This window comes from Acidimicrobiales bacterium (assembly GCA_022452035.1).
Classification (GTDB): domain Bacteria; phylum Actinomycetota; class Acidimicrobiia; order Acidimicrobiales; family MedAcidi-G1; genus UBA9410.
Genome location: JAKURV010000007.1, coordinates 25,050 through 51,202 on the forward strand (window position 1 = coordinate 25,050; position 26,153 = coordinate 51,202).

Genomic DNA, 26,153 nt, shown 5'->3' on the forward strand with positions numbered 1-26,153 from the left:
GTCTCGGCCGTCGGCCAGGACAACCGTTCAGCGATCGCCCCGTCGGCGCCGCAACACCAAGGCCGCTCCGCCAGCGATCAGCACTGCAGCGGCCCCCAGCCCCACCGCCGGCAGGCCCCCACTTGGCTCCCGGCGAGGCCTACCGGCCTCCACCGATCCCTCCGATGCTGAGAGGTCCCCTGCCCTCTCCAGCGTCGTCGACGGGGACGGCGTCCCGGGTTCCACGGTGGCAACGGTCGTCGTTCCGACGGCGTGGGAGGTCGTTGTAGCAATGGCATGGGAGGTCGTCGTGGCTGGTGAGGTCCGGATCTCCGTGGTGGTACTCGGAACCCCCGGCCCTCCTTCCGGTGATGCACTGGGTTTGGCACGGAACGGGCCGCTCACCTCCCAAGTCACACCAACGTGGCGGCCCTCGGCACCGGTCCCCCAGTCGATGGCCGGCACCATGTCCCGAACTAGCGCCTCGCCCCGCCCCCGGAGCGAGCTCACGTAGAGCCGGGTCCCGGACGGATCGAAACACGGCCCGGTGGCCTGGGATAGGCGGTGGTCGGCACCGACCATGCGGCAAAACGGGGCCACCTCTCCCTCGGGGCTAATCACCGCCACCTCCATGTCACCCCGATCCTCAACCACGAAGAGGTCTCCCGATCTGGCGTGGACGGTCAGGTCACCGATGCCAACCAGCGGTTGGCGGTGGCCTGAACCGTCCCAGACCACCGAGTGGTGTTGCCCAGCTAGGTCCACGGCGTGGACCCGGTCGTCCAGCGCGGTGGTGAACAGGAGCACGCCGTCGTGGACCCAGACTCCACCCCCCACCGGGGTCACGAACCCGTCGGCGACCTGGACCCGGGTGGGAATCACGGTCGCCAACGGGTCGGGAACCGCTAACCACGACACGCCACCGTCCCGGTCGACGGCCATGGCCTCCAGAAGCCCGTCGGCCAACGCTGCGCCCGAATCCGCCTCGTTCAGGATGGTGAAACGGTAAAGCCGGCCGTCACGGTGGGCCTCGGTCAGGTAGCAGTGTCCTCCGGCCGGGTCGACGGCTACCGACCCGTGGGTGCGCACCCCCAGGGCATGACGGGCCACCGCCGGGTCATGCCCCATCGGATCGCACTCCCAGACGAGACCGTCCCCTCCGAAGGCTTCCTGGCAAGACAGCCAGGTCCCCCACGGGGTGGTGGCACCCCGGCTGTTGGAGTGGCTGTCAGTGAGGATGGCCGAGGCGCCAGTGATCGATCCGTCGGCAGCGAACCGGACGGCCGACGCCCCACCCCACCGCTCACCGGGGGTCTGGAAGTCGAATACTTCGTGGTTGCAGGCCAGGCTCCAACCCCCATCGGCCATCGGAACCGTCCCCTTGCCATCGGGGAAGACCGGCCACCGGTAGTCCGTCCCGTTCACCGGGCTACCCCCGACGGCGACGACCCGCGAGGCGAACCCCTCGGGGAGCACCAGCCCGTTCCTGTCGGGCGACTGCCCGTCAAGCGATCCGTACGGGCCGGCGCCGGGTCGGGCTGCGGTGGCGCCCGCTGGGGTGGTGGTCAAGAGGACCGAACCGGCGGTTGCTGCCAGGCCGTTCCGCAGAAAGGCCCGCCGGTCCACTGGGTCAGCCGCCGAAGGCGTCGAGCAACCGGTCAGCGGCGGCCGCCGGCGAGGTCCGCCCATCGCGGACGTCAGCCTCGACGGAACCTAGAAGGTCCAGCACCCCGGGGTCAGTCCGCAGGGCGGTCAGCTGCCGGTCCTCCACCATCGACCACATCCATGCCAGGCGCTGGGCCCGACGACGGTCCTCCCACTCGCCGGTGGCCATAAGGGCGGACCGGTGGGCCACCACCTGGTCCCAGAGTTCATCTAGACCGTCGCCCGTCAGGCCGGCGCAGGTCACCACGCTCGGTGTCCAGGTCGGGCTGGTTGCCTCGGTGAGGCGGAGGGCGGCTGAGTAGTCGCGGGCCGCCGTCCGGGCCGCCGGAGCGTTGTCCCCATCCGCTTTGTTGATGGCGATCATGTCGGCCAACTCCAGGACGCCCTTTTTGATGCCCTGAAGTTCGTCACCGGCGCCGGGCAGCATCAGCAACAGGAAGAAGTCGACCATGCCGGCTACCACGGTCTCCGACTGTCCCACCCCGACTGTCTCCACCAGCACCACGTCGTAGCCGGCGGCCTCCAGGACGACCATGGTCTCCCGGGTCGTCCGGCTCACCCCGCCCAGGGTCCCGGCGCTGGGCGACGGGCGCACGAAAGCCGCCGAATCGTTTGCTAAGCGGAGCATGCGGGTCTTGTCGCCCAAGATGCTTCCACCGGTCAGCTTGCTGGTCGGGTCCACGGCCAGCACGGCTACCCGATGGCCAGCGCCGGTCAGCTTGGTGCCCAGGGACTCGATGAACGTGCTCTTGCCCACGCCGGGAACGCCCGTGATGCCTACCCGGTGCGACTCCACGGCGTGGAGAAGCAGGACGTCCAGCAGCTCACGGGCCTGCACCCGGTGGTCGGACCGGGTGGACTCAACCAGCGTTAGGGCCCGGCCAACAGCGGCTCGGTCGGCGGCCAGAACCCCCTCGACCAGTTCATGGACGGTCATGGTCCTGGTCCCGGTCAGGCCAGCCAGTCGAGCAGGTCGACAGCCGCCTCGGTGACCACCGTCCCCGATGGGAACACGGCCGCCGCCCCGGCGGCCAACAGGACGTCGCGGTCGGCTGGCGGGATGACCCCACCGACCACGATGGCGATGTCGTCCCGGCCCAGGGCCTCCAGTTCGGCCAGGAGTTCGGGCACGAGCGTCAGGTGGCCGGCGGCAAGTGAGCTCACGCCCACCACGTGCACGTCGTTTTCCACTGCCTGGAGGGCCACCTCGGCCGGGGTGGAGAACAGGGGTCCGATGTCGACGTCGAATCCCAGGTCGGCGAAGGCTGTAGCGATGACCTTCTGGCCCCGATCGTGGCCGTCCTGGCCGACTTTGGCCACCAGGATGCGGGGCCGCCGGCCATGGCTCGCCTCGAAGTCGACCACCCGTCGACGCGCCGATCCGACGGCTTCGCCGTCGCCGACCTCTCTGTTGAACACTCCGGAGATAGTGCGGACCTCCGCCACGTGACGCCCGTAGACCGTCTCCAGGGCGTCGCTGATCTCCCCGACCGTAGCCCTCGCCCGAGCCGCGTCGACGGCCAGAGCTAACAGGTTGGCTCGGACGTCTGCAGCACCCCGGGTCAGGGCGTCCAGCGCCGCGGAACAGGCTGCGGGGTCACGCTCGGCGCGGAGCCGCTCCAGCTTGGCCACCTGGTCGGCCAGGACCCGGGCGTTGTCCACCCGGCGCACCTCAACCTCGTCCTGGCACTCCGGTCGGTAGCAGTTCACCCCGATGACCGATTGGCGTCCGGAGTCGATCCAAGCCTGGGTGCGAGCCGCCGCCTCCTCGATCCGCAACTTGGGGATGCCGGCCTCGATGGCCTGGGCCATCCCGCCGATCTCTTCCACCTCGACCAGGTGCTCCCGGGCCCTGACCGCCAGGTCGTGGGTGAGTCGCTCCACGTGGTAACTGCCGGCCCACGGATCGGCTACCCGACACGTACCGCTCTCCTGCTGGAGGAACAGCTGGGTGTTCCGAGCGATGCGGGCCGAAAAGTCGGTCGGAAGGGCCAGCGCCTCGTCCAAGGCGTTGGTGTGTAGCGACTGGGTGTGGCCCTGGGTGGCCGCCATGGCCTCCACGCAGGTGCGGACCACGTTGTTGTAGACGTCCTGGGCGGTGAGGCTCCAGCCCGACGTCTGAGAATGGGTACGTAGCGACGACGACCGGGGGTCCCGCGGCTCGAACTGCTTCATGAGATCTGCCCACAGCAGCCGGGCAGCCCGCAGTTTGGCTACCTCCATAAAGAAGTCCATGCCGATAGCCCAGAAGAAACTAAGGCGCGGGGCGAAGGCGTCGACGTCCAGCCCTGCAGCCACACCGGCTCGCACGTACTCCACCCCGTCGGCCAACGTGTAGGCCAGTTCCAGGTCGGCCGTAGCCCCTGCCTCTTGCATGTGGTAGCCGGAGACGGAGATTGAGTTGAAACGCGGCATCTCGGCACTGGTGTAGGCGAAAATGTCCGAGATGATCCGCATGGACGGGGCGGGCGGGTAGATGTACGTGTTCCGGACCATGAACTCCTTGAGAATGTCGTTTTGGATGGTTCCCGACAGTTGCGACGGCGCAACCCCCTGCTCCTCGGCGGCCACGATGTAGAGGGCCAGGACGGGCAGGACGGCCCCATTCATGGTCATGGAGACACTCATCCGGTCCAGCGGGATCCCCTCAAAGAGCGTGCGCATGTCGAGGATGGAGTCGATGGACACCCCTGCCATCCCGACGTCGCCGGCCACCCGCGGGTGGTCGCTGTCGTAGCCCCGGTGGGTGGCCAGGTCGAAGGCCACGCTGAGGCCCCGCTGGCCGGCGGCCAGGTTGCGCCGGTAGAAGGCATTGCTTTCCTCGGCCGTGGAGTACCCGGCGTACTGGCGGATGGTCCACGGCTGGCTGGCGTACATAGTTGGGTACGGCCCGCGGAGATACGGCGCGATCCCCGGCCATCCGTCAAGGGTGTCCAAGCCCGCCACGTCAGCCTCCGTGGAGAGGGCAGGGACGTCGATCTGCTCGGGTGTCTGACGGACCAGTAGCTCGGGACCCCGCCCAGTCTCGGCTGCCACCCGGTCGGCCCAGGCGTCCAGGTCGTTCGGAGCTGGGCTGTCTCCCAGTTCCACAGTGCTGAAGTCGGGGATGGCGTTCATCGCTTCACCCCGCACCAGTCCAGGGCCCTACCCAGTACCTCGACCACGTCAATTCCCGGGTGGAGGAACTCGTCGATACCAGCAGCTTGCCAGGCCGCCTCGTCGTCACCCGGCTTGCCGACCAGCAGCACCCATCCGGCACCGGAGGCCTTCAGGGAGGATGCCGCCCGGGCAGCCTCTGCGGCGTATCGGTCGTCGGACCCGCACAGCACTGCGGGACCGTCTGAGTCGAGGCTGTCGAGGTCACCATCGACGGCACGAATCCCAGCCACCGCGAACAGGTTGCGGGCGAAGGTGGCCCGATCGGCATGCTCGTCTAGGGGACCCAGGGCGATGATCCGCACGGTCGGCTGATCGGCGGCCTCGTCGGCGGCGTCACGCAACGCCTCGAACGCCGAAGCCGACCGACGAAGGGGCAGCGGGCCCTCCGCCGGTGGAGGGCCCGGCTGTCGCCGCACGGCCGCCTCGTTAAGGTCGGGGAACTCGGACACCCCGGTAAGGGGATCGGCCCGGGTCGCTAGGCGTTCGTACCGTCGGGCCCAGTCGGCCTCCGCCTCGGCGGTCGCCCGGCCTGAGGCCAGCGCGGTGGCCATACCTCCCTCGGCCTCTAGGTCCCGAAACCGTTCCCAGGTCGCGGCGGCTAGCCGGCTGGTCAGGTCCTCCACGTACCACGAACCGCCGGCCGGGTCGATGACGGCGGAAAGTCTGCTCTCCTCGAGGAGCAGGAGCTGCAGGTTTCGAGCCGTGCGTCGGCCGAACTCGTCCGGCCGCCCCAACGCACTGTCGAAAGGGCGCACGGTCACTGACCGGGCACCGCCAATTCCGGCGGCGAAGGCAGCCACTGTGGACCGCAGCATGTTCACCCACGGGTCGCGACGGCTGAGCATGGCGGCCGAGGTGAGGGCATGTTGGTAAGCGGCGCCCTCCGCCGGGTCAGCTCCACAGGCCTCGGCCATTCGAGCCCACACGCGGCGGAAGGCCCGGAACCGGGCCACGGTAAGGAACTGGTCGGCGTCGGCCGGGAGGGTGACCGAAAGGGTTGCTAGGGCGTCGGATACGCCGATCCCGTGGTCGACGAGGGCCCGTAGGTAGGCCACTCCGGTGGACAGGGCGGAGGCCAGCTGGCCGACGTCGCTGGTCCCAGCGTCGGCGTAAGGGGTCGCGTCGACTTCCATCGCCCGGACCCCAGGCAGCGATCGGGCCCGGGCCACGAGGTCCAGCGCAGCGGCGTCAATCGTCGGCGGTCCGCCGTAGCGTGCGGCCACCCCGAGGGGATCAAGGCCCAGGTGGCCTCGCCGTTCGGCCTCGGCAACGCCGCTCGCCTCCCAGAGATCAAGAAGCCAGCCGGCCACCTCGTTTGTTGCCGGCCCGGGCGCCAGGGCCACGGTCGTCATGTCCAGGTACACGCCGTTCAGTACGGCGGCTAGGTCGGCTGGACCAGCGATGCCGATGGCCTGGGGGTCCAGCAGCACCGAGGTGGAACCCCGTTCCAGCTCGTCCAACACCGTCCGGTTGGCGTCTTCCGGACCCTCGTCTACGACCAGGGCTCGTACGTCCCATCCGTCGGGCGTAGCCCCGGTGGACGTGGCTCCTCGGGTGAACGGCGCTGCCCCGGGCAGACCGGCCGGCTGTCCGTCTTCGGGTCCGTACACCGGGGCGATGCGGATCCCGTCTGCTGTAACCATGGCTAGGTCATCGACGGTACGGCCCCGCAGGCCGGCCTCGGCTAGGGCGGTCCAGTCCGCCCGTGAGGCCGGCTCGAAGCCATCAACCAGGGGGGTCGGTCCGGGGCGCGCCGGGTTCATGGACTGATGGTAGGTGACGGTCCGTCAGGTCCCGGATGCCGTGTGACGGGTGACCAGAGACTCGTCCCCTCAAGCGTGGAGTCCTTCGGCAAGCCCGTGGGGAACCGCTCGCGGGGAAACTTCGCCCTCCACCTTGCCTAGCAAGCCCCGGAGGCTGTCCGGTCAGGACCGGCCGAGACAGCCCGCTCAGCTTCGCCGATGGCTACCGCCTGGCCATGGTGGTCAGGACCGTACTGTTGTTCCTGACAGCCGCCGCGGTGCACCGCGTGTCCTCACCGCTAGCCCCTCCCCTCCGGCTGGGGCCCGGGTCCGATGGGGATGCGAAGATCGGGCCATGCGCATCTCGACCTCCCTCAACTACGCCACCGACCCTCAGACAGCCGCCACCCAGGCCAGGGAGTTGGAGGCGGCCGGAGTCGACCGGATCTGGATACCCGAGGCCTACGGCTTCGACGCGGTAAGCCTGCTGGGCTATCTGGCGGCCAGCACGTCCACTGTCGAATTGGGCAGCGGTATCCTTAACACCTACAGCCGTACCCCGGCCCTCCTGGCCCAGACGGCGGCCGGCCTGGATGCCCTGTCGGATGGTCGATTTGTCCTAGGCCTAGGCGCCTCTGGCCCGCAGGTCATCGAGGGGTTCCACGGTGTCCCGTACGCCAAGCCGCTGACCCGCACCCGAGAGATTGTCCAGATCTGCCGGGCCGCCTGGCGCCGGGAACGCCTAGTCCACGATGGAGACGTCTTCACCCTGCCCCTCCCAGCTGACCAGGGCACCGGCCTAGGGAAGTCGCTGAAGATCATCAACCACCTGAAGCGAGCCGATATCCCGATCTACATCGCCGCCCTCGGCCCGAAGAGCGTCGAGGAGACGGCTGCCACCTGTGACGGCTGGCTGCCCTTCCTCGTATACCCGGAGCGCATGGACCTGGTCTGGGGTGACGCCGTGGCCGCCGGCTTGGACCGCCGGGACCCCTCCCTCGGAGAGCTGGACGTGGTGGCGGGCGGCCTCGTGGCCATCGGCGACGACGCGACGCAATACCGCGACCTAGCCCGCCCAGGGGCTGCCCTCTACATCGGCGGCATGGGTGCCCGGGGAAAGAACTTCTACAACGACGTCTGCAAGGCCTACGGATTCGTCGACGAAGCGGTAGCCGTCCAGGATGCCTACCTGGACGGTCGAAAGGAGGAGGCGGCTGATTTGCTGCCCGCCGAGTTGGTCGAGAACACATCGCTGTGCGGTGACGAGGCCTACGTGATCGACAGGCTGGCCGCCTACCGGGAGGCCGGCGTGACGTCGCTGAACGTGACGCCCATCGGCGGCCAGCCGGCCGCCGTCCTAGGACGGCTCCGAGAACTAGCCGAGCACGCGTAGCGCCCGGCAGCAGAGCTACCGGGTACCGGGACGAGTGTCGGAGGGGTCCAGGCGCACCCCAATCAGCAAGCCCTCGGTCAGACGCTGTGCCGCCTCCGCGAGCAAGAAATTTCCCATCAGGCGCCGCGGCGTCCGGACATGGCGCGACCCGCAACCGGTGGCCCGTACGACCCGGCGGGCCAAGCGGTCCGGATCGGCGACAGGCAGCATGCGAACCAGGTTCATCCGGGCCAGCACCTTTTGTCCGCTGGGCGAGTTGGCCTCCACGGCGTCCCACATACGGGTGGCCACCGGCCCAGGCGCCACCGTGGTCGTCCCGATTGGCGTGGCCTTCAGCTCCAACCGCAATGACCGCACGAAGTTGGACACCCCAGCCTTGGTGGCGGAGTAGGTGGCCATGGTCGGAAACCCCGCCGTGCCGGCAATCGAGGACAGGAACACCAAGTGCCCGCGTCCCCGGGCCAGCATCCCGGGCAGGACGTATCGGGTCAGCACCATAGGTGCCTCCAAGTTCAACCGCGTGGCGGCCCGAACAACAGCAGGGTCGATCACAGCCGCCATATCGGTGGTCTCCATCCCGGCGTTGTTCACCAGCACGTCGATCGGCCCGTAGTCAGCCTCCACGACCCGAACCAGGGCCTCGACAGCGCCAACGTCGGTCAGGTCGACGACTACAGCGTGCCCACCTACCTCGGCCGCCACGGCGCGAAGCTCATCGGAGGCCCGGGCGGCCACCACCACGTGGGCACCCGCCGCCGCGTAGGCCCGGGCCAGCGCGGCCCCGATCCCCTTCGATCCACCGGTCACCAATACCCGTGCCCCGACCAATTCCATGCTGGCGACCGTAGCCCCACCACCGAGCCGGCTTCCCGACCCGCCAGCACCACGGGTACGGTCGACCGGCACCCCGGGAGCGGGGCCTGACTCCAGGAGCACGATGGCCGACGCAGATCTCTTCGAACAGTTCACCGTGGAAGTCTCCGACGAGGCTGTCTTCGACCTGCGACGACGCCTGGCCGACACCCGGTGGCCTGACCAGGTCGCTGACACGGGGTGGGATGACGGCTGCGACCTGGAGTGGCTTCGGAAGCTGGCCGACTACTGGGCCGACGGCTTCGACTGGCGATACGCCGAGGCCCGCATCAACTCCTTCGACCAGATCACCACGACTATCGACGGCCAGCGGATCCACGCCATCCACCAGCGGTCCCCAGAACCCGACGCCCTCCCCCTACTCATCTCCCACGGGTGGCCGGGGTCGATCGTGGAGTTCCTGCAGGTGCTGGGCCCACTGACCGACCCGGCCGCCCACGGAGGCGAACCGGGAGACGCCTTTCACGTGATCGCCCCGTCGCTTCCCGGTTACGCCTGGTCCGGCCCGACGGCGCAGCCAGGCTGGGGGCCTGACCGGACGGGACGGGCCTTCGCCCTGCTGGCTGACCGCCTCGGCTACGACCGTTACGGCGTGCAGGGCGGTGACTGGGGATCATTGGTGTCTCAACACATCGCCGGCCACGATCCCGACCACGTGGTCGGCTGCCACCTCAACATGCTCGCCGCCTTCCCGAGGGGTCGCGACGGCGACTTCGACGACATCACCCCCGTCGAGCAGCAACACCTCGACCGATCCGCCTGGTACCAGGCCGAGGACAACGGCTACTTCCGTATCCAAGAGACCCGCCCCCACACCCTGGGGGTTGGCCTCCAGGACTCGCCGGCTGGGCTGCTGTCGTGGATCGGCGAGAAGTTTCACGGTTGGACCGACCACGACGGTGATCCCCTGGACGTCGTAGACCGCGACGACCTGCTGGCCAACGTAAGTACCTACTGGTACACCGGAACCATCACCTCGTCGGCCCGCTTCTATCTGGAGTTCCGCCGGGACCTGACCGAGGGGCGTCTCCCACCACCGAATACCGAAGTTCCCTTCGGAGTTTCCGCCTTCCCGGAGGAGTTGATGGTAGGACGTCGTCGGTGGGTGGAGGCCGACCGCAACATCACCTTCTGGCGGGAACACGACCGGGGAGGGCACTTCGCCGCCATGGAACGGCCCAAAGAGTTCGTGGCCGACATCCGCGAGTTCTTCCGGACCCTCCGGTGAGTAGCCCGGTGATGCTGGTCGGGGCGGGTGGTACCGCCCTAGCAAGTGAAACCCGTGGTCCTGACGGGCCGACCGGACACCCGGTGGTAGCCACCACGGGATGGGCCAATGACCGCCGCGTCTGGTCACCGATGGTTGACGACCTAGCCGCAACCCACTCGGTGACCACTTGGGATCTCCGTGGACACGGCGACAGTGAGGCCCCGGCTCCCGGGGAGTACACCCGGGCCCACGCCCTGGGCGACCTGACTGCCGTACTGGACCATGCCGGCCGACCGGCCGTGCTCATGGGCCACAGCCTCGGGGGGTACCTGTCGCTAGCCCACGCCGTGGACCACCCGGACGACGTAGCTGGCTTGGTGCTCGTGGCCACCGGACCGGGGTTTCGGAAGGCGGAGGCCCGAGACCAGTGGAACGCCTCGGTTCGGGCCTCCATGGAGAAGCTGGATCTCCCGGTCGGAACCGATGAGCTCTCGATGCACACCGATGCCCACGTCATCGACCACCTGGCCGACATCGAGGTTCCGGTCCTGGTGCTGCTCGGGGAACACGACGTGCGCTTCGCCGCTTCGGCCAGCCTGTTCGAACGGGACCTAAACGTGCGAGAAACAGTGATCGTTCCCGACATGGGCCACATGGTCCACGTAAAGGCGCCGACCGAATGCGCGGCGGCCGTGTGCCGGTTCTTGGCCGGCCTCTGACCGGAACACCAATGAACACTGATCCCCTGGCCCGCATGGTTGATTTGCCGGGTGGTGCGTTCCGCATGGGGAACGAGGACGGCGGGTACCCGTCCGATGGCGAGGACCCGGTGCGCGAGGTACGAGTGTCACCGTTCGCTATCTCGGCCACCACGGTGACCACGGCCGAGTTCGGCGCCTTCGTGGAAGCCACCGGCCACGTCACGACCAGCGAACGAGCGGGATGGTCATTCGTGTTCGCCGGGCACCTACCCGACGACTTCGAGCCCACACGGGGCGTGGTGGGGGCCGAGTGGTGGCGTCAGGTGTTCGGGGCCGACTGGCGGCATCCCAACGGTCCGCAGGACGACCCCGTCAACTGGTCAAACCATCCGGTGGTCCACGTGTCGTGGTTCGATGCCGAGGCGTTCGCTGACTGGGCCGGGGGCCGGCTTCCCACGGAAGCCGAATGGGAGCACGCGGCCCGAGGCGGGCTGGACCAGAAACGCCTGCCGTGGGGTGACGAGACCCAGCCCGACGGCCCCGACCGACACCGGTTCAACATCTTCACCGGAACATTTCCGACAGAGGACAGCGCGGAGGATGGCTGGGCCGGAACCTGCCCGGTGGACGCCTTTGAACCCAACGGCTTCGGCCTTTACAACTGTTCTGGAAACGTGTGGGAGTGGACGGCCGACTGGTTCGGCACCGACCATGGGGCGGGGACGCCGATCCAAGACCCAGTCGGGCCGCCATTGGGAGTCGACCGAGTGGTCAAAGGCGGCTCGTACCTCTGTCACGACAGCTACTGCCACCGCTACCGACCGGCCGCCCGATCGGGCACCACCCCGGACAGCACCACTGACCACCAGGGCTTCCGGCTGGCTCAGTGAACCCGCGACCGGGCTACCGCCGGTCGGCCCGTAGCCTTGAACCCATGGGCCTGCGCAGCGAGGTGAACAGGGACGTCCAGCTGGCCACTCCCGGCGAGTTCGCTGTGCCCCGCATCGGTCCGCTAGAGGTGTGGCCGCCCGTGGTCCTGGCACCGATGGCCGGGGTCACCAACGCCCCGTTTCGCACCATGTGCCGAGAGTTCGGTGCCGGCCTGTACGTCAGCGAGATGGTCACCGCCCGGGGCCTGGTCGACGGCCACCTCAAGACAACCCGCCTGGCCCACTTCGCCCCCGAGGAGTCGCCTCGGAGCATCCAGCTATACGGAACCGAGCCGGACAGCATCGGCCGGGCTGTGGACATGCTGGTCGGCGAGGGACGGGTCGACCACGTCGACATGAACTTCGGCTGTCCCATGCCCAAGGTGACCCGGCGGGGCGGTGGAGCGGCCATCCCGTTGAAGCCGCGCCTGTTCGAAGCCATCGTCCGGGCTGCCGTCGAACGTTCGGGGGACGTCCCAGTTACCGTGAAGTTCCGGAAGGGAACCGACGACGACCACCTGACGTTCCTCGAGGCAGGCCGGATCGCTGAGGCCGTGGGGGCGTCGGCCGTGTCGCTCCACGCCCGGACAGCCGAGCAGTTGTACTCCGGGGAGGCCGACTGGACGGCGGTGGCCGACCTGAAGGCCGCGGTAGCCACCATCCCGGTCTTCGGGAATGGCGACGTGTGGGAGCCGTGGGACGCTCTACGCCTGATGCGCGTCACGGGCTGCGACGGCGTGGTGGTGGGGAGGGGCTGCCTGGGCCGACCGTGGCTATTCGGCGACCTGGCCTCCGTGTTCGGAACTGACTCGTCGTCTGGCGGCCGCGAGCCGGGTCCTCCCCCATCGTTGCGCCAGGTAACGACAACCATGGCCCGACACGCCCGACTGCTGGTGGCTTGGGCCGGACCACACGGCATCCGAGACTTCCGCAAGCACACCACCTGGTACCTGAAGGGCTACGCCACCGGGCCAGCGGCTCGAAGCCAACTCCAGTCCATCACCGACCTCGACCACCTAGACGGGTTGCTGGCCGACCTGCTGAACGACCTGGATCCGGACATGGCCCTGGACCCAAACTCGCTGCGCACGCCCCGGAGCCACCGAAACGGACCCCGGCCCGTGGTTCTCCCTGAGGGCTGGCTGGACGACCTGGATGACGCCACGCCCCCATCAGCCGAGGCTGAGGTTCTGGTCTCCGGCGGCTGACCACCTCCGACCGTCCGTCCATGGTTTCCGACCGGCTCGTTCTGGCGTCAGCCTCGCCGCGTCGTCTAACCCTGCTCCGTGACCTCGGAATCGAACCCGAGGTCCGGGTGGCCGAGGTGGACGAGACGCCACGACCCAGCGAGGACCCAGCAGCCCTCGTGGAGCGCCTGGCGTGTGCCAAGCGGGATGCGGTAGCCGGGCCCGGGGAGCGAGTGGTGGCCGCTGACACGGTGGTCGTACTGGACGGCGAGGCGCTGGGCAAGCCCGGGACCCCGGAGCGGGCGGCCACCATGCTCCGGCGCCTCTCGGGGCGGACCCACCACGTGGTGACCGGAGTGGCGGTAGTCGGTCCGTCCGGGCGGGCATCCACCACCGTGTCCACCAAGGTGATGTGGCGGACACTGTCCGAGACCGAGGTGGAGTCCTACGTGGCCTCCGGCGAACCGCTCGACAAGGCCGGGGGCTACGGGATCCAGGGCGGAGGGGCCGACTTCGTGGTCGCGTTGGTAGGGAGCAGGGAAAACGTCATCGGGCTACCGGTCACCACGACACTCGAGCTGCTGGCCTCAGTGGAGGCCGACGGCGACCCGTGGGTGCGAAGGCCCGGTTCCTGACCGTCGGGCTCAGCACCGTCGGGCTCAAACGGTCGGCGGAACCAGCCGCTGATCGTCGGTGAGGAAGACCCGCACCCCGAAGAACACCACAACCAGGCCGGTCACGGCGGCCGTGCCCAGGATCAGGAACAGGAGTGCCGCCTGAACCAGGGCCGCTTGGATCGGATCGACACCAGCCAGGATCAGACCGGTCAGGGCGCCGGGCAGGAACACCACACCCACCGACCGGGTGGTCTCGATCTGGGGGAGGAGGGCCAAGCGAAGGGCGTCGGAGGCAACGTCGCGCACGGCCCACGCTGGCCGGAACCCCAAGGCCAGCAGTGCCTCCACCTCTCCGACCCGGTCCCGAAGGCCGTCGACCAACCGGGTAGCCGCTACGACCACAACCTTCAGCGAGTTGCCGACCACCATCCCTGACACCGGGACCAGCACCCGGGCCTCCAGGGGCAAGATCCCTAGGGCGAACACGGTGGCCAGCGAAACGCCGAGGCCCAGGGAGGCGCCCACAGCAGTCATCCACCCCAGGCCGGCCAGACGGGGTTCCCGCCTTCGGGCGGCGTCGCCTGCCACCGGGACCATTGCCACCACCCAGGCCCACGCCCAGACCATCGGCGTGTCGCCGTCCAGCAGGAGAGTGAGGGCCCATCCAGCGAGCACCAGTTGGGCAACAGCCCGCACCGTGGCCTCGGCCAGCGAGCGTTCTAGGCCGAGGCGACGCCGCAACGAGATGCCGGCCACGACAACCATCGGGACAATCGACGCCGCCAGCCCCCACCAGCCGATGTCAACCCCAGTCACGTTCGCACGGTAGCCAGCCGAGGACACCGTGCCGGACGATCCCGCCTGTGGGCTGTGGTCCGACCCGACCTAGCCTGTTAGGCATGCTGAACAAGCGGACGGCTGTCCCCCGGGCCACAGCCGAGGGCCTCACGGTGGCCGACCTCTCGGTGGCCTATGACGGGCCAACGGTCCTCGACGACGTCTCGCTCGAGGTGGCGGCCGGTGAGGTGGTAGCGCTCCTCGGACCCAGCGGCTGTGGCAAGACCACCCTCCTGCGGACCATCGCCGGGCTGGAACGCCAGCGGACCGGAACGGTCCTCCTCGGCAACCGGGTCCTCAGCGACGACCAGACATTCGTCCCGCCAGAACGGCGGCGAATCGGAATGGTGTTCCAGGACGGCGCCCTGTTCCCCCACCTCAACGTGGGCCAGAACGTGGCCTACGGCCTCCCGCGGTCAGAGCGCCGCTCCGACCGGGTGGTCGAGGCCTTGGAGATGGTCGGATTGACCGGCCTGGACCGGCGGATGCCCGGATCGCTGTCCGGGGGTCAGCAGCAGAGGGTTGCCCTAGCCCGTGCCCTGGCTCCACGCCCCGGCGTACTGCTCCTGGACGAACCGTTCTCTGGCCTGGACTCCTCCCTTCGGGTCCAGGTTCGGGGGGAGATCTACCGCCTCTTGGTGGAGTTAGGCATCACTACGGTCTTTGTCACCCATGATCAGGAAGAGGCGTTCGTCCTCGGCGACCGAGTGGCCGTACTCAACGACGGCCGCCTGGCCCAGGTGGGAACCCCCGACGAGTTATACCGCCACCCGGTGGACCGGTGGGTGGCCCGCTTCGTAGGCGACGCCAACCTTCTCCCGGTGCCCTCGGCCGTCGGAATCTGTGCGACCCCAGTGGGTGACGTGCCGGTGTCACGTGACGTGGACGGGCCAGCCGAGCTGCTGCTGCGGCCCGAGGACATCCGGGTGGCCAGCGGTGGAGACGGCACCGTCGAGCTGGTGGAGTACTACGGCCACGACGCAATGGTCCTGGTCCGGCTCCACGACGGCATATTCATCCAGGCGCGCACTGAGCCCGACGTGGCATTCCAGCGTGGGGACCAGGTGGATGTGACATATGTCGGCCCTGGAGCGGTAGCTCTCGACGTTTGATTCCCGAATTGCTCTTGTTAGGTTCCCCTCACAATCTGTTAGGGAACCTTTACACATCGAGCCAAAGGACGGGATCTTACCCATGGACCAGCGAACCCCAAGACAACCAAGCCGCATAGCGGCCGCCCTCCTATTAGTTCTTGGGCTCACCGCAATGCTCACAGCATGCGGGAGCGACGATCCCGAGTCGTTGACCGTTTACTCGGGTCGAAGTGAGAAATTGGTAGGCCCGATCTTTGAGGCATTCACCGCAGACACGGGCATCGCCCTAGACGTTCGCTACGGCTCGTCGAATGACCTGGCCCTTCTCCTATCTGAGGAAGGAACCAAGACCCCGGCTGATGTGTTCTTGTCCCGAAGCCCCGGTCCCGCTGGGTATCTAGATGATCTAGGCATGTTGGCAAAACTGGACGACGACGTATTGGACCGCGTGGCGGCTACTGATCGATCTCCCACCGGCACCTGGGTTGGGTTCGCCGGGCGAGGAAGGGTTCTTGTCTACAACGTGGACGAGGTGGCGACCGGAGACCTTCCCGGCTCGGTCTTCGACCTGACCGGCCCTGAGTACGCAGGCAGAGTTGCCGTACCAGGCAGCAACTCCTCATTCCAGGACTGGTTCACGCTGTTCCGGCTCCGCAACGGTGACAACGTTGCCACCGGATGGCTGAACGACATGGTGGCTAACGGGTCCCGCTTCTACCCGAAGAACGGTGCCATCGTGGAAGCTGTGGGCCGCAACGAGATCCAGTTTGGGCTCGTGAACCACTACTACAACTTCCAGAAGGTGGCCGCGAACGGGGACGCCCAGCGGTCGGCCAACCACGGTTTCGCCCCCGGGGATGACGGTGGTCTGATGATCATCGCTACGGCAGCTGTACTGAATGAGAGCAACGAACAGGATGGCGCCAATCGCCTGCTCACCCACCTGCTCAGCGACGAACAGCAGCGGTACTTGACCGACAGCGTCTACGAATACCCACTGGCCCTCGGCGTGGCTCCGGCTGACGTCTTGCCACCGGCTCCCGTCGACCGGATAGGCGCCGTCGACATCGACGACATAGCTGCCGAGTTCACTCGCACGATCGAGATCATCGAGGCGAGCGGCGTACTCGATCAGTGAACCAGGGGGGCCACGGTGACTAACCGCCGACGAGGCCTCCGCTGGGCGGAGCAGCCGGGATGACGGACATCACCAAGGTTCCACGAACAGGGGCTGCTCGACGCCGGGCGGGCGTCGGGCGGCCCCCGAAACCACTTCTGGGGACGGCGATCCTCATTGCCGCCTTGTTCGCCCTTCCCGGCGGGTATGTGGCTTGGCGAGCGGCCGGCGGTTCGGAATCTCCGCTGGCTCTCCTCGGATCCCGCCAGACCCTTGATCCCCTCTGGCGGACCGTTCAACTGGCCGCTCTCGTCTCTGTCTCAACCGCTCTACTGGGCACCGGGCTGGCCTGGCTAACCACCCGGACGGACCTGCCGTTGCGCCGCCTCTGGCGAGTCGTCGTCCCCCTGCCGCTCGTTTACCCCAGCTTCGTAGGTGCCGCGGCATTTATCTCCGGTCTTACTCCCGGCGGCGTGGTCCATGACTTGGCTGGAGTATTCGGCATTGAGCTAACTATTCGCCTCCACGGCCTGGTTGGGTCGTGGCTGGTCCTCACCCTCTTTACCTACCCCTACGTGTACCTTCCGGTGGCGGCCCGGCTGACCACCCTCTCCACCGCCTTCGAAGAGAACGCCCGCCTACTTGGCGACGGACCCCGCCGGGTATTTCTCCGCGTCGTCCTCCCTCAGGTGGGGCCATCAATTGCCGCCGGCTCGCTACTGGTGTTTCTCTACACCCTCAGCGATTTCGGCGCTGTACACCTCATGCGGTTCGAGACTCTCACCCAGACCATCTTCCGCACCCGCCTCTTCGACCGGGACAGGTCGTTCGCTCTGGCCCTGCTCCTCTTGGTCCTGGCCCTTCTGGTCGTGGCCGCCGAGCGCACGGTGGCCCGTTCCGGAACCCGCAGGGGTGCTCGGGTCAGTGCTATCGGCGACCGCCAGTCTCTCGTCGTTCCCCTGGGCCGGTGGAAAGCGGCCTGCACCGCGGCCACGGCCGTCGTCGTTGGACTGGCCTTGGTGGCTCCCGCCGTGTCGCTAGCCGACTGGGGCCTCTTCGGATGGTTCAGATCCCGTCGCGGCGCCGCCGGGCTCCGACTGGACTGGGACGACGTGGTAGCGCCGACGTGGAACACCATCTGGGTGAGCACGGTGACGGCCGTGGTGGCCGTGGCCGTAGTCCTTCCCGTGGCGTACCTCCTAGCTCGCCACCGCTCCCGTGTGGGTGGCGTGGTCAACGCCGTGGTGGTAGCAGGTTTCGCCATCCCAGGCCTGGTGGTCGCCCTGTCCATGGTCTTTTGGACTCTGCACGCTTCGCCATTCGAGTTCCTAATCGGCTCGATGCCCGTGCTGGTATTCGCCTACGTGGTGCACTTCGGGGCCCAGGCCGTCCGGACGACCCAGGTGGCCGTCGAAGCCGTCCCCCTCCGCATGGAGGACGCGGCCCGCCTACTGGGTGCTGGCCGACTACGCCGGCTAGCCACCGTCGAACTTCCGCTCATGGCACCCGGCCTGGCCGCCGGCGCTGGATTGGTCATGCTGTCCACCATGAAGGAGTTACCGGCCACGCTGCTGGCCTCACCGATCGGCTTTCGGACTCTGGCCACCCAGATCTGGAACACCTACGAGGCGCTGTTTCTCCCCGAGATGGCCGTCTTGGCACTGGTCCTGCTGGCCATCAGCGCCACCATGACTTGGTTGCTCGTCATACGCCGAAGCGAGCACCTGCGTTAAGACCGCCCGACCGGACGGGGCGTCAACGTGTTGTGACCAGGATGCGGTCGGCGGCGAAGGACCCGACGTCCACTCGTCGGCCAGCGATCTCCACGGTGATCGTTCCCTCATCAGCCGACCTCACCCGACCCATCTCACCGGGCATCAGGCTGGAGTCCTCCAAGAACTGCAGCAGACCGTCGGCGAACTCCAACTCTTCGGGAATGCGGTTCACCGTAAAGGACTCACCCACGGCGACATCGGCTAGGTGGCGGGTGTCAGGCTCCCGGTAGGAACTTCCGGGGATGGGATTTCCATGGGGGCAGGTCGTCGGACTCCCTAGAAGGCGGTTCAGGGCGTCCTCTACGGACGGAGAGATGACGTGCTCCCACTTGCCGGCCTCATGGTGGGCTTCGGTCCACGTCAGGCCCAGGACATCGGTTAGGAACCGCTCGGCCAGGCGGTGCCGACGGACCACCGAGGAAGCCAGGTCCCGACCATCAGCGGTCAGCGAAATCCCCTCCGCGTCGCTGGTGACTAGGCCTTCCTTCTCCATGCGCTTGATCATCTCGGAGACGGCCGGACGGCTGACCTCGAGCCGTTCGGCGATCCGAGCCTGGATCACTTCTAGATCATCCTCGGCGAGTTCGAAGATCGTCTCGCAGTACTCCTCGAAGGCCGGGTGGTATTCGGGCGCCTGGTATGGCATGCCGACGATTGTAGGCGTCAGTCTTCGATGGCGGCTGGGCGACCCGGTGAGACAGGTCGTCACGGACGGGCGATGATTGGACCATGTCCCTCGACCCCCGGGCCCCGGTGATCGTGGGTGTTGCCCAGGTCACCGACCGGGTAAGTGACCCAGCGGTCGCCCGGACCCCTATCGAGTTAATGGTCGACGCCCTGCGTAGCGCGGCAGTCGACGCAGGCAGCCCCGGCTGCATCGCCGGCCTCGAAGTAGTCGGCGTGGTCGGTGGCATCTGGAGTTATACCGACCCTGGACGACAAGTAGCCGACCAGGCTGGCGCCAGCATTGCCTCTACCCTGCTCACCGGGCTGTCCGGGACCTCGCCCCAGTGTCTGCTGGACCACCTGGCCACCCAGATCGCCGGCGGAGGCATAGAGGCAGCGGCCATGGTCGGCGGCGAGTCCTATCGGTCGCGCCGACGGGCCCGTCGGATGGGCGTGGACTTCCGCCGGGACGTAGACGAATCTCTGCCGCCGGCCGAGAAGTATGCGGGCATGCTGCCAATGGCCACCGACCATGAAGTGAGCCGGGGCGTTGTGGCCCCCGGGGTTTTCTACCCCGTTGTCGAGACGGCGATCCGATACTCCCGGCGCGAATCAGTGTCTGAACACAGACAAAGGGTCGGCGAGTTGTGGTCCCGCTTCAACGCCGTAGCCGTGGAAAACCCCCATGCTGCGGTCCGCACGCCGATGACCCCTGACGAGATCACCACACCAATCGATGGCAATCGCATGGTCGCCACCCCGTACACCCGAGCCATGATGGCCAACAACAGCGTGGATCAGGCCTCAGCAGTCTTGATCCTGTCGGTTGCCCGGGCCGAAGCTCTGGGAATTCCCCGGGACCGCTGGATTTTCCCTCAGGTGGGAACACGTGCGGAGGACCCGCCGTCGCCCAGTATGCGTTGGGACCTGCATCGGTCCCCAGGTGCCAGGGTCGCTGGCCACCGGGCCCTTGCCCTTGCAGACCTAGGAGTCGACGACGTCGACCACCTGGATCTCTACGCGTGTTTCCCGGCGTCAGTACAGGTGTGCTCGACCGAGTTGGGTATCGACCTTGACGGAGATCGGCCCCTAACCGTGACCGGTGGACTGACCTTTGCTGGTGGCCCCCACTCCAACTCGGTGGGCCAGAGCCTTGCTGCCATGGTGGAGAGGCTGAGAGAACTGCCCGGGATGGGATTGATCTACGCCAACGGCGGGTATTTCGGCAAGCATGCTTTCGGCGTATACGGCTCGGAGCCCCCGATAGCCGGGTACCGGAGCGAGGACCTCCAATCCGAGGTGGAGGAACTTCCAGTCCGGGTGCCGGATCCAGCCTTCACAGGCAAGGGAACCATCGACGGCTACACGGTTATCTATGACCGAAATGGCCGGCCGGAGCGTGCCCTGGTAGCCCTCCTAACCGACGAGGGGGCCCGGGTGTGGGGTGGAAGCACCGAGCGTGCCAGCCTCGTAGCGATGGTCGACGAGGAGCACGTCGGCCAAACAGCTGAAATAGACCCCGACGGACTAGTGGCCTTCTGAACCGAGGAGCCCCATGCAGACACCGATCACCGAAATGTTCGGGATCGAGTTCCCGATCCTCGCCTTCACCCACTGTCGTGATGTGGTGGCAGCTGTATCAAAGGCCGGCGGACTTGGGGTGCTGGGTGCCGTCGGCCACAGCGACAGCGGGCTGGAGACCGACCTGGCTTGGATCGAGGCCGAGATCGGTGACCGCCCCTACGGCGTGGATCTCATCGTGCCAGCACGGTACGCAGGCTCTGAGGAGGGAGGACTGGACGTCGCCGACCTGGTGGCCGCCATCCCGGGTGCTCACCAAGAGTTCCTCGACGACCTGATGGAGCGCTACCAGGTCCCCGAGGACCCCGACGCGGCGGGCTGGGCCATACGTCCGGGAGAGGCCCCATTCTCGGCCAACCGGGCAAGCCAACAACTCGACATCGCCCTGGCTCACCGACCCTCGCTGGTTGCCAATGCCCTCGGACCTCCGCCTTCTGAAATGGTCCAGCGCTGCCGGGAGGCAGGGGTGAAGGTGGCAGCTCTGGCCGGTACCCGGGTACACGCCGAACGTCATGTGGCGGCGGGTGCTGACGTCATCATCGCCCAGGGCACGGAGGGTGGAGGCCATACCGGTCAGATCGGGTCCATGGTTCTGCTCCCCGAGGTAGTCGACGCCGTGGCCCCAGTACCGGTCCTTGGAGCAGGCGGCATTGGACGGGGTCGCCAAATGGCAGCCGCCATGGCCCTTGGCGCGTCCGGCGTCTGGTGCGGATCCGTGTGGCTAACCACAGAAGAGGCAGAGACCCACCCGGTGGTCAAATCCAAGATGCTTGCTGCCAGTTCGGGAGACACCCTGCGCTCCCGGTCGATTACCGGTAAACCGGCCCGCATGTTGCGCACGGCATGGACCGACGAGTGGGACCGGGCCGAGACTCCCGAGCCGCTAGGAATGCCACTGCAGCCCATGCTGACCAGCGCCGTGATGGAACGCATCAACCGGGCGGCCCACCGCGAGGGTTCGGGAGCGGAGGAATTGGCCACCTACTTCGTGGGCCAGGTGGTTGGGACCATGAACCGGACCCGGGGCGCCGGACAGGTCGTTCTGGACATGGTGGAGGAGTTCATCGACGCCGCCGAGGCGGTAGCCACCCAACTCGAGATCTGACCGGCACTCCTAACCGACAGGTTCGATGCCTGTCTGTCTAGGAAAGGCTGACCAATTGTCCGCCGTCCACCAACACGGCGTGGCCGGTCATCCAACTCGAGGCATCTGAGGCAAGGAAGAGCACCGTTCGAGCGATGTCCTCCGGCTCGCCTAGCCGCTTCAACGGTAGGACCTCGGCGATGGCATCGCCCCGTCCGTCTTCCCACAGCGCACGGGCAAAGTCGGTGCGGACCAGGCCCGGGCACACGGCGTTGACCCGAACCGCTGGGCCCACCTCGGCCGCCAGTTGCTCGGTCAGGTGGATGAGGGCCCGCTTGGTCAGGTCGTAGACGCCCAGGATGGCGTTGGTGCCGAAGGCGCCAACCGATGAGACGTTGACCACGGCCCCGCCGTGCTCCTTCATCCAGAGGTTCCAGACGGCCTGAGTCCACACCAACGGAGTGGTCAGGTTGGTGGCGAAGGTCTTCTCCCACCTGGGTACGTCGATGTCGATGACTGGCCCGGCATATGGGTTAGTCGCCGCGTTATTGATCAGTACATCGACGGCCCCAAACGCCTCCATGGTGCCGTCCAGCACCCGTTGCATGTCCTCGAATTTTCCCACGTGGCCGGCCACCCAGGCCAGGTCGCCACCCGTCGAGGCCCGGAGGTCCTCGACCGTGGCCGCACAGGTCTCCTCGTTGCGGCTGGTGATCATCACCTTCGCCCCGGCCTCCGCCATGGCCGCAGCAATGCCGCGACCGATTCCTCGCGAGCCGCCGGTGACGATGGCGACTTTGCCGTCCAGTCGGATGTCCATGGCCGGCGACCCTAGGGCCGGGGTCCGGCCCGTCCCGAAGTGGGCGCCGTACCCGACACGGTCAGGAAACCCGGCGTTCGTGGCCCTCCCAGTAGGGCTCGCGCAGTTCACGCTTGAGGATCTTGCCCGACGGGTTCCTGGGGATGGCCTCGACGAAGTCCACCGTCTTCGGGCACTTGAAGCCGGCCAAGTGCTCCCGAGCGTGGACCAGGATCTCGTCGGCCGTTACCCCGGAGTCGGCTACCGGGATGACCAGGGCCTTGCCCACCTCTCCCCACTTCTCGTCTGGCACGCCAATTACCGCCACATCGGCGATCCCCTCATGCGACATCAGGGCGTTCTCCACCTCAGCTGGGTACACGTTCTCCCCACCCGAGATGATCATGTCCTTCACCCGGTCGTGGATGTAGAGGTAACCGTCCTCCATATAGGCGAGATCCCCACTCCGAAGCCAACCGTCGCCCGGCAGGGCCTTGGCCGTCTCCTCGGGCATGTTCCAATAACCCTTCATGATCCCGCCGTGACGCATCCAGACCTCGCCCACCGCGCCGTCAGCCACTTCCTCACCGGTTTCCGGTTCGACAATCTTCATCTCCATGCCCCGGATGGGCTTGCCGGCCGACCGCAGCAGCTTCGGGTCGGCGTCGCCCCCGTGGTCCTCGGGCGGCAGCGTGGTGCCTCCACCGGTGGTCTCTGTCATCCCGTACACCTGGAAGTAGTTACATCCGAACTGCTCCATCGATTTCACCAGGACGTCCTCAGTGATGGGCGAGGCTCCGTAGGCGATGTACTGCATCGATGACAGGTCGACGCCCTCGCTGGGCACCATCAGGAAAAACTGGAGGATGGCGGGCACGAAGATGGCGTGCGTGGTCGCCTCCGCTTCCACGATCTGCAGTCCAGCCACCGGATCGAACTCCCGCATCATGATCGTGGTGGCCCCGTTAGCCATGCCGAACTGCGCCCAGCCGCTACCAGCAATGTGGAACAGCGGCATGACACAGAGGTTGCGGGAATTCTCGTCCATGTCCCAGTCCACCGTGTCGAACAGGGCCTGGAAGTTGGCGTTAGTGATCTGGGCTCCCTTAGGCAGGCCGGTAGTGCCTGAGGTGTAGAGCTGTGAGCAGACATCATCGTCAGCCACTGGCAACCTCTCGCAATCCGATCCGTGGGCATCTCGCCACTCGTCGTACGAGACGTGGTCCCCTGCCGAACCGATGACCACGATCCGCTGGACGTGGGTCAGGTCGGCCTCAAAGGTCGCCAACTGCTCAGCGAACTCCTCGTGGATTACCAGGACCTTCGCCTGCGAGTCGTTGACGATGTAAGCCATCTCCGGTGGAGCTAGGCGCCAGTTCACGGCAACGGTCACTGCGTTCAGGTAGGCCGCGCCGAACGCCAACTCGAAATACTCGATCGAGTTCTTGTCAATGAAGGCCACCCGGTCCTGAGAGACGACGCCGTCGGCGGCCAGGGCGTTGGCCGTCTGGCCGGCCCGAGCCTGGATGTCGTTCCACGACAGGCGGTCATCGCCGAGGACAATCATGTCCCGGTCCCCGAGGGCCGCTGCCCCGAGGTCAATGACGTCGGCAAAATTCTTTACAAGGGAGAGGTCCATGGCAACGAAATCTATCCCGGACCCCGGTCGGTGGTCACCCCCAAGTGGTCAGAACCCAGGTTGTTCAGTAGCCGCGCGACGCCGTGGCTTAGAGCAGCTTGGTGACCGAGGCGACCTCGTAGCGGTCTATCGACACGCCGGAGACACCGCAGTCCCCAAGTGACTTCTGGAAGGTCCGACTGTGGGAAGCAGCCATGTGGGCTCCGAGGTGCTCTTCGTTTTCCCACCGCTCGAAGAGCCTCAACAAGCCTGGGATGAGCGGATCGGCAGCCATCACGTAGTCGAGACACCCCTCCTCGACCCGAGTGGCCTCCATCAGCGTGGTCGCCGATGCCAGCATCTGTTCTGCCTTGTCGGGGTCGAACGCAATGGTGCCAGCGATGACGATCATGGAGACCTCCGTAGGTCCGTGGTGTCGACAGGGAGCGTACTGTCGGCCTCTCCGACCGACGGAAGCGGAGACGGCGTGGAACCAAAGACATGGGCGAGCACCTGACCACCGGCCACGACGGCATCGTCCGGTGCTGGTGGCCCGGAGACCGGGCCGACTACCTCGCCTACCACGACCAGGAGTGGGGTCGACCGGTGGTTGACGATGTCCGCTTGTTCGAAAAGGCCTGCCTTGAGGGATTTCAGGCCGGCTTGTCGTGGTTGACCATCCTGCGCAAGAGGGAGAACTTCCGGGCTGCTTTCGCCGGCTTCGACCCGACCCTTGTAGCCCAGTTCAACGATCAGGACGTGGAGCGATGCCTGGCCGACGCTGGAATCGTGCGTCACCGGGGCAAGGTCGAATCCACTATCAACAACGCTGCCCGTGCCCTGGAGGTGATTACCGAGTTCGGCTCGCTGGCCGCCTACCTGTGGGGCTTCGAACCCGACGGGCCGACCCGGACCAACGAGGGTCACGTCCCGACCACTACGCCCGCCGCGGCCGCCCTTAGCCGGGACCTCAAACGGCGGGGCTGGACGTTCATCGGACCGACTACCGCGTACGCGTTGATGCAGGCCATGGGCATGGTCAACGACCACCTAGAGGGTTGTGCCCTACACGCCGTGGTCGAAGGCGAGCGGGCCGACCTAATTCGGCCAGTGGTTGCCGGGGGCCCAAGGTGAGCCTCCGCCTCTCGGTGCTCGACCAGTCACCAGTCCCTGAGGGGTCCAGCGCCGGCGACGCCCTGCGCAACACCCTGGACCTGGCTCGCCGCTGCGAGACCATGGGCTACCACCGCTACTGGGTGGCTGAGCACCACGGCATGACAGGGTTGGCCGGGTCCAGCCCGGAGGTCCTGATTGGCTCCCTCGCCGGGGCTACCGAGCGGCTCCGGGTGGGCTCCGGCGGTGTGATGCTTACCCACTACGCCCCGCTGAAGGTGGCCGAGGCGTTCTGCGTACTGGCCTCACTTCACCCGGGCCGCATCGATCTCGGGGTGGGCCGGGCGCCGGGATCCGACCACCTCACGGCGGCCGCCCTAGCCCGGGGCGGTGCCCGTACGCCGCTGGAGCACTACCCCAACCAGTTGGAGGAGTTGATCCATCTGCTGGACGACACCTTGCCCGCCCACAGCCCCATCCAGGGAGTGCGGGCCACCCCTCGACCCGAGCGGCCCCCCGAGGTCTGGCTGCTGGCCTCTAGCGCCGACTCGGCCGCCTACGCCGCCCACTTTGGGTTACCGCTGGGCTGGGCCGACTTCATCGCCCAGGTCGACGGGGCACCAATCGTGGAGGCCTACCGGCGCCAGTTCCAGCCATCGGACCGCTGTCCGGAACCGCGGGTCCTGCTCTGTGCCAGTGCGCTGTGCGCCGAGACCGACGACGAGGCCGAGGCTCTGGCGGCCGCCGTTCGGGCCTGGCGGGCCTCCGGCCTCCGGGGTCCCATCCCCGCCACCCCAGGGGGGTCGACCTCCCGTCCCGTTCCCATTCAACCGGGCCGCCGGTCGGTCGCCCACGGGTCACCCGACCGGGTGGCCGACCGGTTGGACCCCATGGTCGAGGCGTTCGGTGCCGAGGAGTTGATGGTGGTCACCATCTGCCACGACCACGAGGCCCGGGTCCGGTCTTACGAGTTGCTGGCTACCCGGTTCGGCGTCCATCCCGACGCCGCCTGAT

General features: G+C 67.3%; 23 protein-coding genes. 13 read left to right on the forward strand and 10 right to left on the reverse strand.

The features are described from left to right. Positions 1-27: 27 nt before the first annotated feature. From MK181_03885 to MK181_03900, 4 genes are read right to left on the reverse strand one after another with little or no spacing between them, the layout of a single operon-like run. Positions 28-1,605, reverse strand: coding sequence for a DUF839 domain-containing protein (locus tag MK181_03885; protein MCH2418937.1), 1,578 nt, complete (start codon positions 1,603-1,605; stop codon positions 28-30). A 4-nt stretch (positions 1,606-1,609) separates the two neighbouring features. Next, on the reverse strand, positions 1,610-2,581 hold the full coding sequence (gene meaB / locus MK181_03890) for a methylmalonyl Co-A mutase-associated GTPase MeaB (GenBank protein ID MCH2418938.1): 972 nt from the start codon (positions 2,579-2,581) through the stop codon (positions 1,610-1,612). A gap of 14 nt (positions 2,582-2,595) precedes the next feature. After that, on the reverse strand, positions 2,596-4,761 hold the full coding sequence (gene scpA / locus MK181_03895; GenBank protein MCH2418939.1) for a methylmalonyl-CoA mutase: 2,166 nt from the start codon (positions 4,759-4,761) through the stop codon (positions 2,596-2,598). Beyond that, the gene (locus MK181_03900; protein MCH2418940.1) at positions 4,758-6,566 is read right to left on the reverse strand and encodes a methylmalonyl-CoA mutase family protein; all 1,809 of its coding nucleotides are present in this window, start codon (positions 6,564-6,566) and stop codon (positions 4,758-4,760) included. The genes scpA and MK181_03900 overlap by 4 nt, the downstream gene beginning before the upstream one ends. A 334-nt stretch (positions 6,567-6,900) precedes the next feature. On the opposite strand from MK181_03900, the gene MK181_03905 reads away from it, so the two are divergent. Further along, positions 6,901-7,938, forward strand: coding sequence for an LLM class F420-dependent oxidoreductase (locus tag MK181_03905; protein ID MCH2418941.1), 1,038 nt, complete (start codon positions 6,901-6,903; stop codon positions 7,936-7,938). A 15-nt stretch (positions 7,939-7,953) separates the two neighbouring features. On the opposite strand, the gene MK181_03910 is transcribed toward MK181_03905, so the two are convergent. Further along, entirely contained in the window at positions 7,954-8,772 is an 819-nt protein-coding gene (locus tag MK181_03910) for an SDR family NAD(P)-dependent oxidoreductase (GenBank protein ID MCH2418942.1), read from the reverse strand. A gap of 103 nt (positions 8,773-8,875) precedes the next feature. Here MK181_03910 and MK181_03915 point away from each other — a divergent pair, with 103 nt between their 5' ends. The 5 genes from MK181_03915 to MK181_03935 are packed head-to-tail and all read left to right on the forward strand — an operon-like array spanning position 8,876 to position 13,473. After that, positions 8,876-10,039, forward strand: coding sequence for an epoxide hydrolase (locus MK181_03915; GenBank protein MCH2418943.1), 1,164 nt, complete (start codon positions 8,876-8,878; stop codon positions 10,037-10,039). After that, complete coding sequence (locus tag MK181_03920) at positions 10,036-10,740, forward strand: alpha/beta hydrolase (GenBank protein MCH2418944.1); 705 nt, start codon at positions 10,036-10,038, stop codon at positions 10,738-10,740. Before MK181_03915 ends, MK181_03920 begins: the two co-directional genes overlap by 4 nt. 11 nt (positions 10,741-10,751) lie before the next feature. Next, on the forward strand, positions 10,752-11,612 hold the full coding sequence (locus MK181_03925) for a formylglycine-generating enzyme family protein (GenBank protein MCH2418945.1): 861 nt from the start codon (positions 10,752-10,754) through the stop codon (positions 11,610-11,612). Positions 11,613-11,656: 44 nt separating this feature from the next. Beyond that, positions 11,657-12,859 carry a tRNA dihydrouridine synthase DusB gene (dusB, locus tag MK181_03930; GenBank protein ID MCH2418946.1) on the forward strand — a complete coding sequence of 401 codons (1,203 nt, stop codon included), beginning with the start codon at positions 11,657-11,659 and terminating at the stop codon, positions 12,857-12,859. 20 nt (positions 12,860-12,879) lie between these two features. Next, a complete protein-coding gene (locus tag MK181_03935) occupies positions 12,880-13,473 on the forward strand; it encodes a Maf family protein (protein ID MCH2418947.1) in 594 nt (197 codons plus the stop codon). Between the two features lie 24 nt (positions 13,474-13,497). Here MK181_03935 and MK181_03940 read toward each other — a convergent pair whose 3' ends face one another. Further along, the gene (locus MK181_03940; protein ID MCH2418948.1) at positions 13,498-14,271 is read right to left on the reverse strand and encodes an ABC transporter permease; all 774 of its coding nucleotides are present in this window, start codon (positions 14,269-14,271) and stop codon (positions 13,498-13,500) included. Positions 14,272-14,354: 83 nt separating this feature from the next. Between MK181_03940 and MK181_03945 the strand changes: the two genes are divergently transcribed. The 3 genes from MK181_03945 to MK181_03955 all read left to right on the forward strand — a co-directional run bounded on the left by MK181_03945 (position 14,355) and on the right by MK181_03955 (position 18,236). Continuing rightward, positions 14,355-15,404, forward strand: a complete 1,050-nt coding sequence (locus MK181_03945; GenBank protein ID MCH2418949.1) for an ABC transporter ATP-binding protein — start codon at positions 14,355-14,357, stop codon at positions 15,402-15,404. 82 nt (positions 15,405-15,486) lie between these two features. After that, on the forward strand, positions 15,487-16,524 hold the full coding sequence (locus MK181_03950; protein MCH2418950.1) for an extracellular solute-binding protein: 1,038 nt from the start codon (positions 15,487-15,489) through the stop codon (positions 16,522-16,524). Between the two features lie 59 nt (positions 16,525-16,583). After that, the gene (locus MK181_03955) at positions 16,584-18,236 is read left to right on the forward strand and encodes an iron ABC transporter permease (protein ID MCH2418951.1); all 1,653 of its coding nucleotides are present in this window, start codon (positions 16,584-16,586) and stop codon (positions 18,234-18,236) included. 22 nt (positions 18,237-18,258) lie between these two features. Here MK181_03955 and MK181_03960 read toward each other — a convergent pair whose 3' ends face one another. Continuing rightward, positions 18,259-18,924, reverse strand: a complete 666-nt coding sequence (locus MK181_03960; GenBank protein ID MCH2418952.1) for a metal-dependent transcriptional regulator — start codon at positions 18,922-18,924, stop codon at positions 18,259-18,261. Between the two features lie 83 nt (positions 18,925-19,007). Between MK181_03960 and MK181_03965 the strand changes: the two genes are divergently transcribed. Both MK181_03965 and MK181_03970 read left to right on the forward strand, forming a co-directional pair. Beyond that, positions 19,008-20,486 (forward strand): hypothetical protein, encoded by a 1,479-nt coding sequence (locus tag MK181_03965; GenBank protein ID MCH2418953.1) that lies wholly within the window; start codon positions 19,008-19,010, stop codon positions 20,484-20,486. Positions 20,487-20,499: 13 nt separating this feature from the next. Further along, a complete protein-coding gene (locus tag MK181_03970; protein ID MCH2418954.1) occupies positions 20,500-21,630 on the forward strand; it encodes a nitronate monooxygenase family protein in 1,131 nt (376 codons plus the stop codon). Between the two features lie 37 nt (positions 21,631-21,667). Here the strand turns inward: MK181_03970 and MK181_03975 are convergent, their stop codons facing one another. The 3 genes from MK181_03975 to MK181_03985 all read right to left on the reverse strand — a co-directional run bounded on the left by MK181_03975 (position 21,668) and on the right by MK181_03985 (position 24,438). Further along, complete coding sequence (locus tag MK181_03975; GenBank protein MCH2418955.1) at positions 21,668-22,429, reverse strand: SDR family oxidoreductase; 762 nt, start codon at positions 22,427-22,429, stop codon at positions 21,668-21,670. A gap of 61 nt (positions 22,430-22,490) precedes the next feature. Continuing rightward, the gene (locus tag MK181_03980) at positions 22,491-24,047 is read right to left on the reverse strand and encodes a long-chain-fatty-acid--CoA ligase (protein MCH2418956.1); all 1,557 of its coding nucleotides are present in this window, start codon (positions 24,045-24,047) and stop codon (positions 22,491-22,493) included. Between the two features lie 88 nt (positions 24,048-24,135). After that, positions 24,136-24,438: an antibiotic biosynthesis monooxygenase gene (locus MK181_03985; GenBank protein MCH2418957.1), complete on the reverse strand. Its 303-nt coding sequence runs from the start codon at positions 24,436-24,438 to the stop codon at positions 24,136-24,138. Between the two features lie 89 nt (positions 24,439-24,527). Here MK181_03985 and MK181_03990 point away from each other — a divergent pair, with 89 nt between their 5' ends. Then, a complete protein-coding gene (locus MK181_03990) occupies positions 24,528-25,160 on the forward strand; it encodes a DNA-3-methyladenine glycosylase I (protein MCH2418958.1) in 633 nt (210 codons plus the stop codon). Beyond that, positions 25,157-26,152 carry an LLM class flavin-dependent oxidoreductase gene (locus tag MK181_03995; protein ID MCH2418959.1) on the forward strand — a complete coding sequence of 332 codons (996 nt, stop codon included), beginning with the start codon at positions 25,157-25,159 and terminating at the stop codon, positions 26,150-26,152. The genes MK181_03990 and MK181_03995 overlap by 4 nt, the downstream gene beginning before the upstream one ends. Position 26,153: the final 1 nt, after the last annotated feature.

Bases quoted from the DNA above. Each gene is read 5' to 3' on its own strand.
- meaB (MCH2418938.1), bottom strand. From the start codon at position 2,581: ATGACCGTCCATGAACTGGTCGAGGGGGTTCTGGCCGCCGACCGAGCC.
- scpA (MCH2418939.1), bottom strand. From the start codon at position 4,761: ATGAACGCCATCCCCGACTTCAGCACTGTGGAACTGGGAGACAGCCCA.
- MK181_03900 (MCH2418940.1), bottom strand. From the start codon at position 6,566: ATGAACCCGGCGCGCCCCGGACCGACCCCCCTGGTTGATGGCTTCGAG.
- MK181_03905 (MCH2418941.1), top strand. From the start codon at position 6,901: ATGCGCATCTCGACCTCCCTCAACTACGCCACCGACCCTCAGACAGCC.
- MK181_03910 (MCH2418942.1), bottom strand. From the start codon at position 8,772: ATGGAATTGGTCGGGGCACGGGTATTGGTGACCGGTGGATCGAAGGGG.
- MK181_03915 (MCH2418943.1), top strand. From the start codon at position 8,876: ATGGCCGACGCAGATCTCTTCGAACAGTTCACCGTGGAAGTCTCCGAC.
- MK181_03925 (MCH2418945.1), top strand. From the start codon at position 10,752: ATGAACACTGATCCCCTGGCCCGCATGGTTGATTTGCCGGGTGGTGCG.
- dusB (MCH2418946.1), top strand. From the start codon at position 11,657: ATGGGCCTGCGCAGCGAGGTGAACAGGGACGTCCAGCTGGCCACTCCC.
- MK181_03935 (MCH2418947.1), top strand. From the start codon at position 12,880: ATGGTTTCCGACCGGCTCGTTCTGGCGTCAGCCTCGCCGCGTCGTCTA.
- MK181_03945 (MCH2418949.1), top strand. From the start codon at position 14,355: ATGCTGAACAAGCGGACGGCTGTCCCCCGGGCCACAGCCGAGGGCCTC.
- MK181_03950 (MCH2418950.1), top strand. From the start codon at position 15,487: ATGGACCAGCGAACCCCAAGACAACCAAGCCGCATAGCGGCCGCCCTC.
- MK181_03955 (MCH2418951.1), top strand. From the start codon at position 16,584: ATGACGGACATCACCAAGGTTCCACGAACAGGGGCTGCTCGACGCCGG.
- MK181_03960 (MCH2418952.1), bottom strand. From the start codon at position 18,924: ATGCCATACCAGGCGCCCGAATACCACCCGGCCTTCGAGGAGTACTGC.
- MK181_03965 (MCH2418953.1), top strand. From the start codon at position 19,008: ATGTCCCTCGACCCCCGGGCCCCGGTGATCGTGGGTGTTGCCCAGGTC.
- MK181_03970 (MCH2418954.1), top strand. From the start codon at position 20,500: ATGCAGACACCGATCACCGAAATGTTCGGGATCGAGTTCCCGATCCTC.
- MK181_03975 (MCH2418955.1), bottom strand. From the start codon at position 22,429: ATGGACATCCGACTGGACGGCAAAGTCGCCATCGTCACCGGCGGCTCG.
- MK181_03980 (MCH2418956.1), bottom strand. From the start codon at position 24,047: ATGGACCTCTCCCTTGTAAAGAATTTTGCCGACGTCATTGACCTCGGG.
- MK181_03985 (MCH2418957.1), bottom strand. From the start codon at position 24,438: ATGATCGTCATCGCTGGCACCATTGCGTTCGACCCCGACAAGGCAGAA.
- MK181_03990 (MCH2418958.1), top strand. From the start codon at position 24,528: ATGGGCGAGCACCTGACCACCGGCCACGACGGCATCGTCCGGTGCTGG.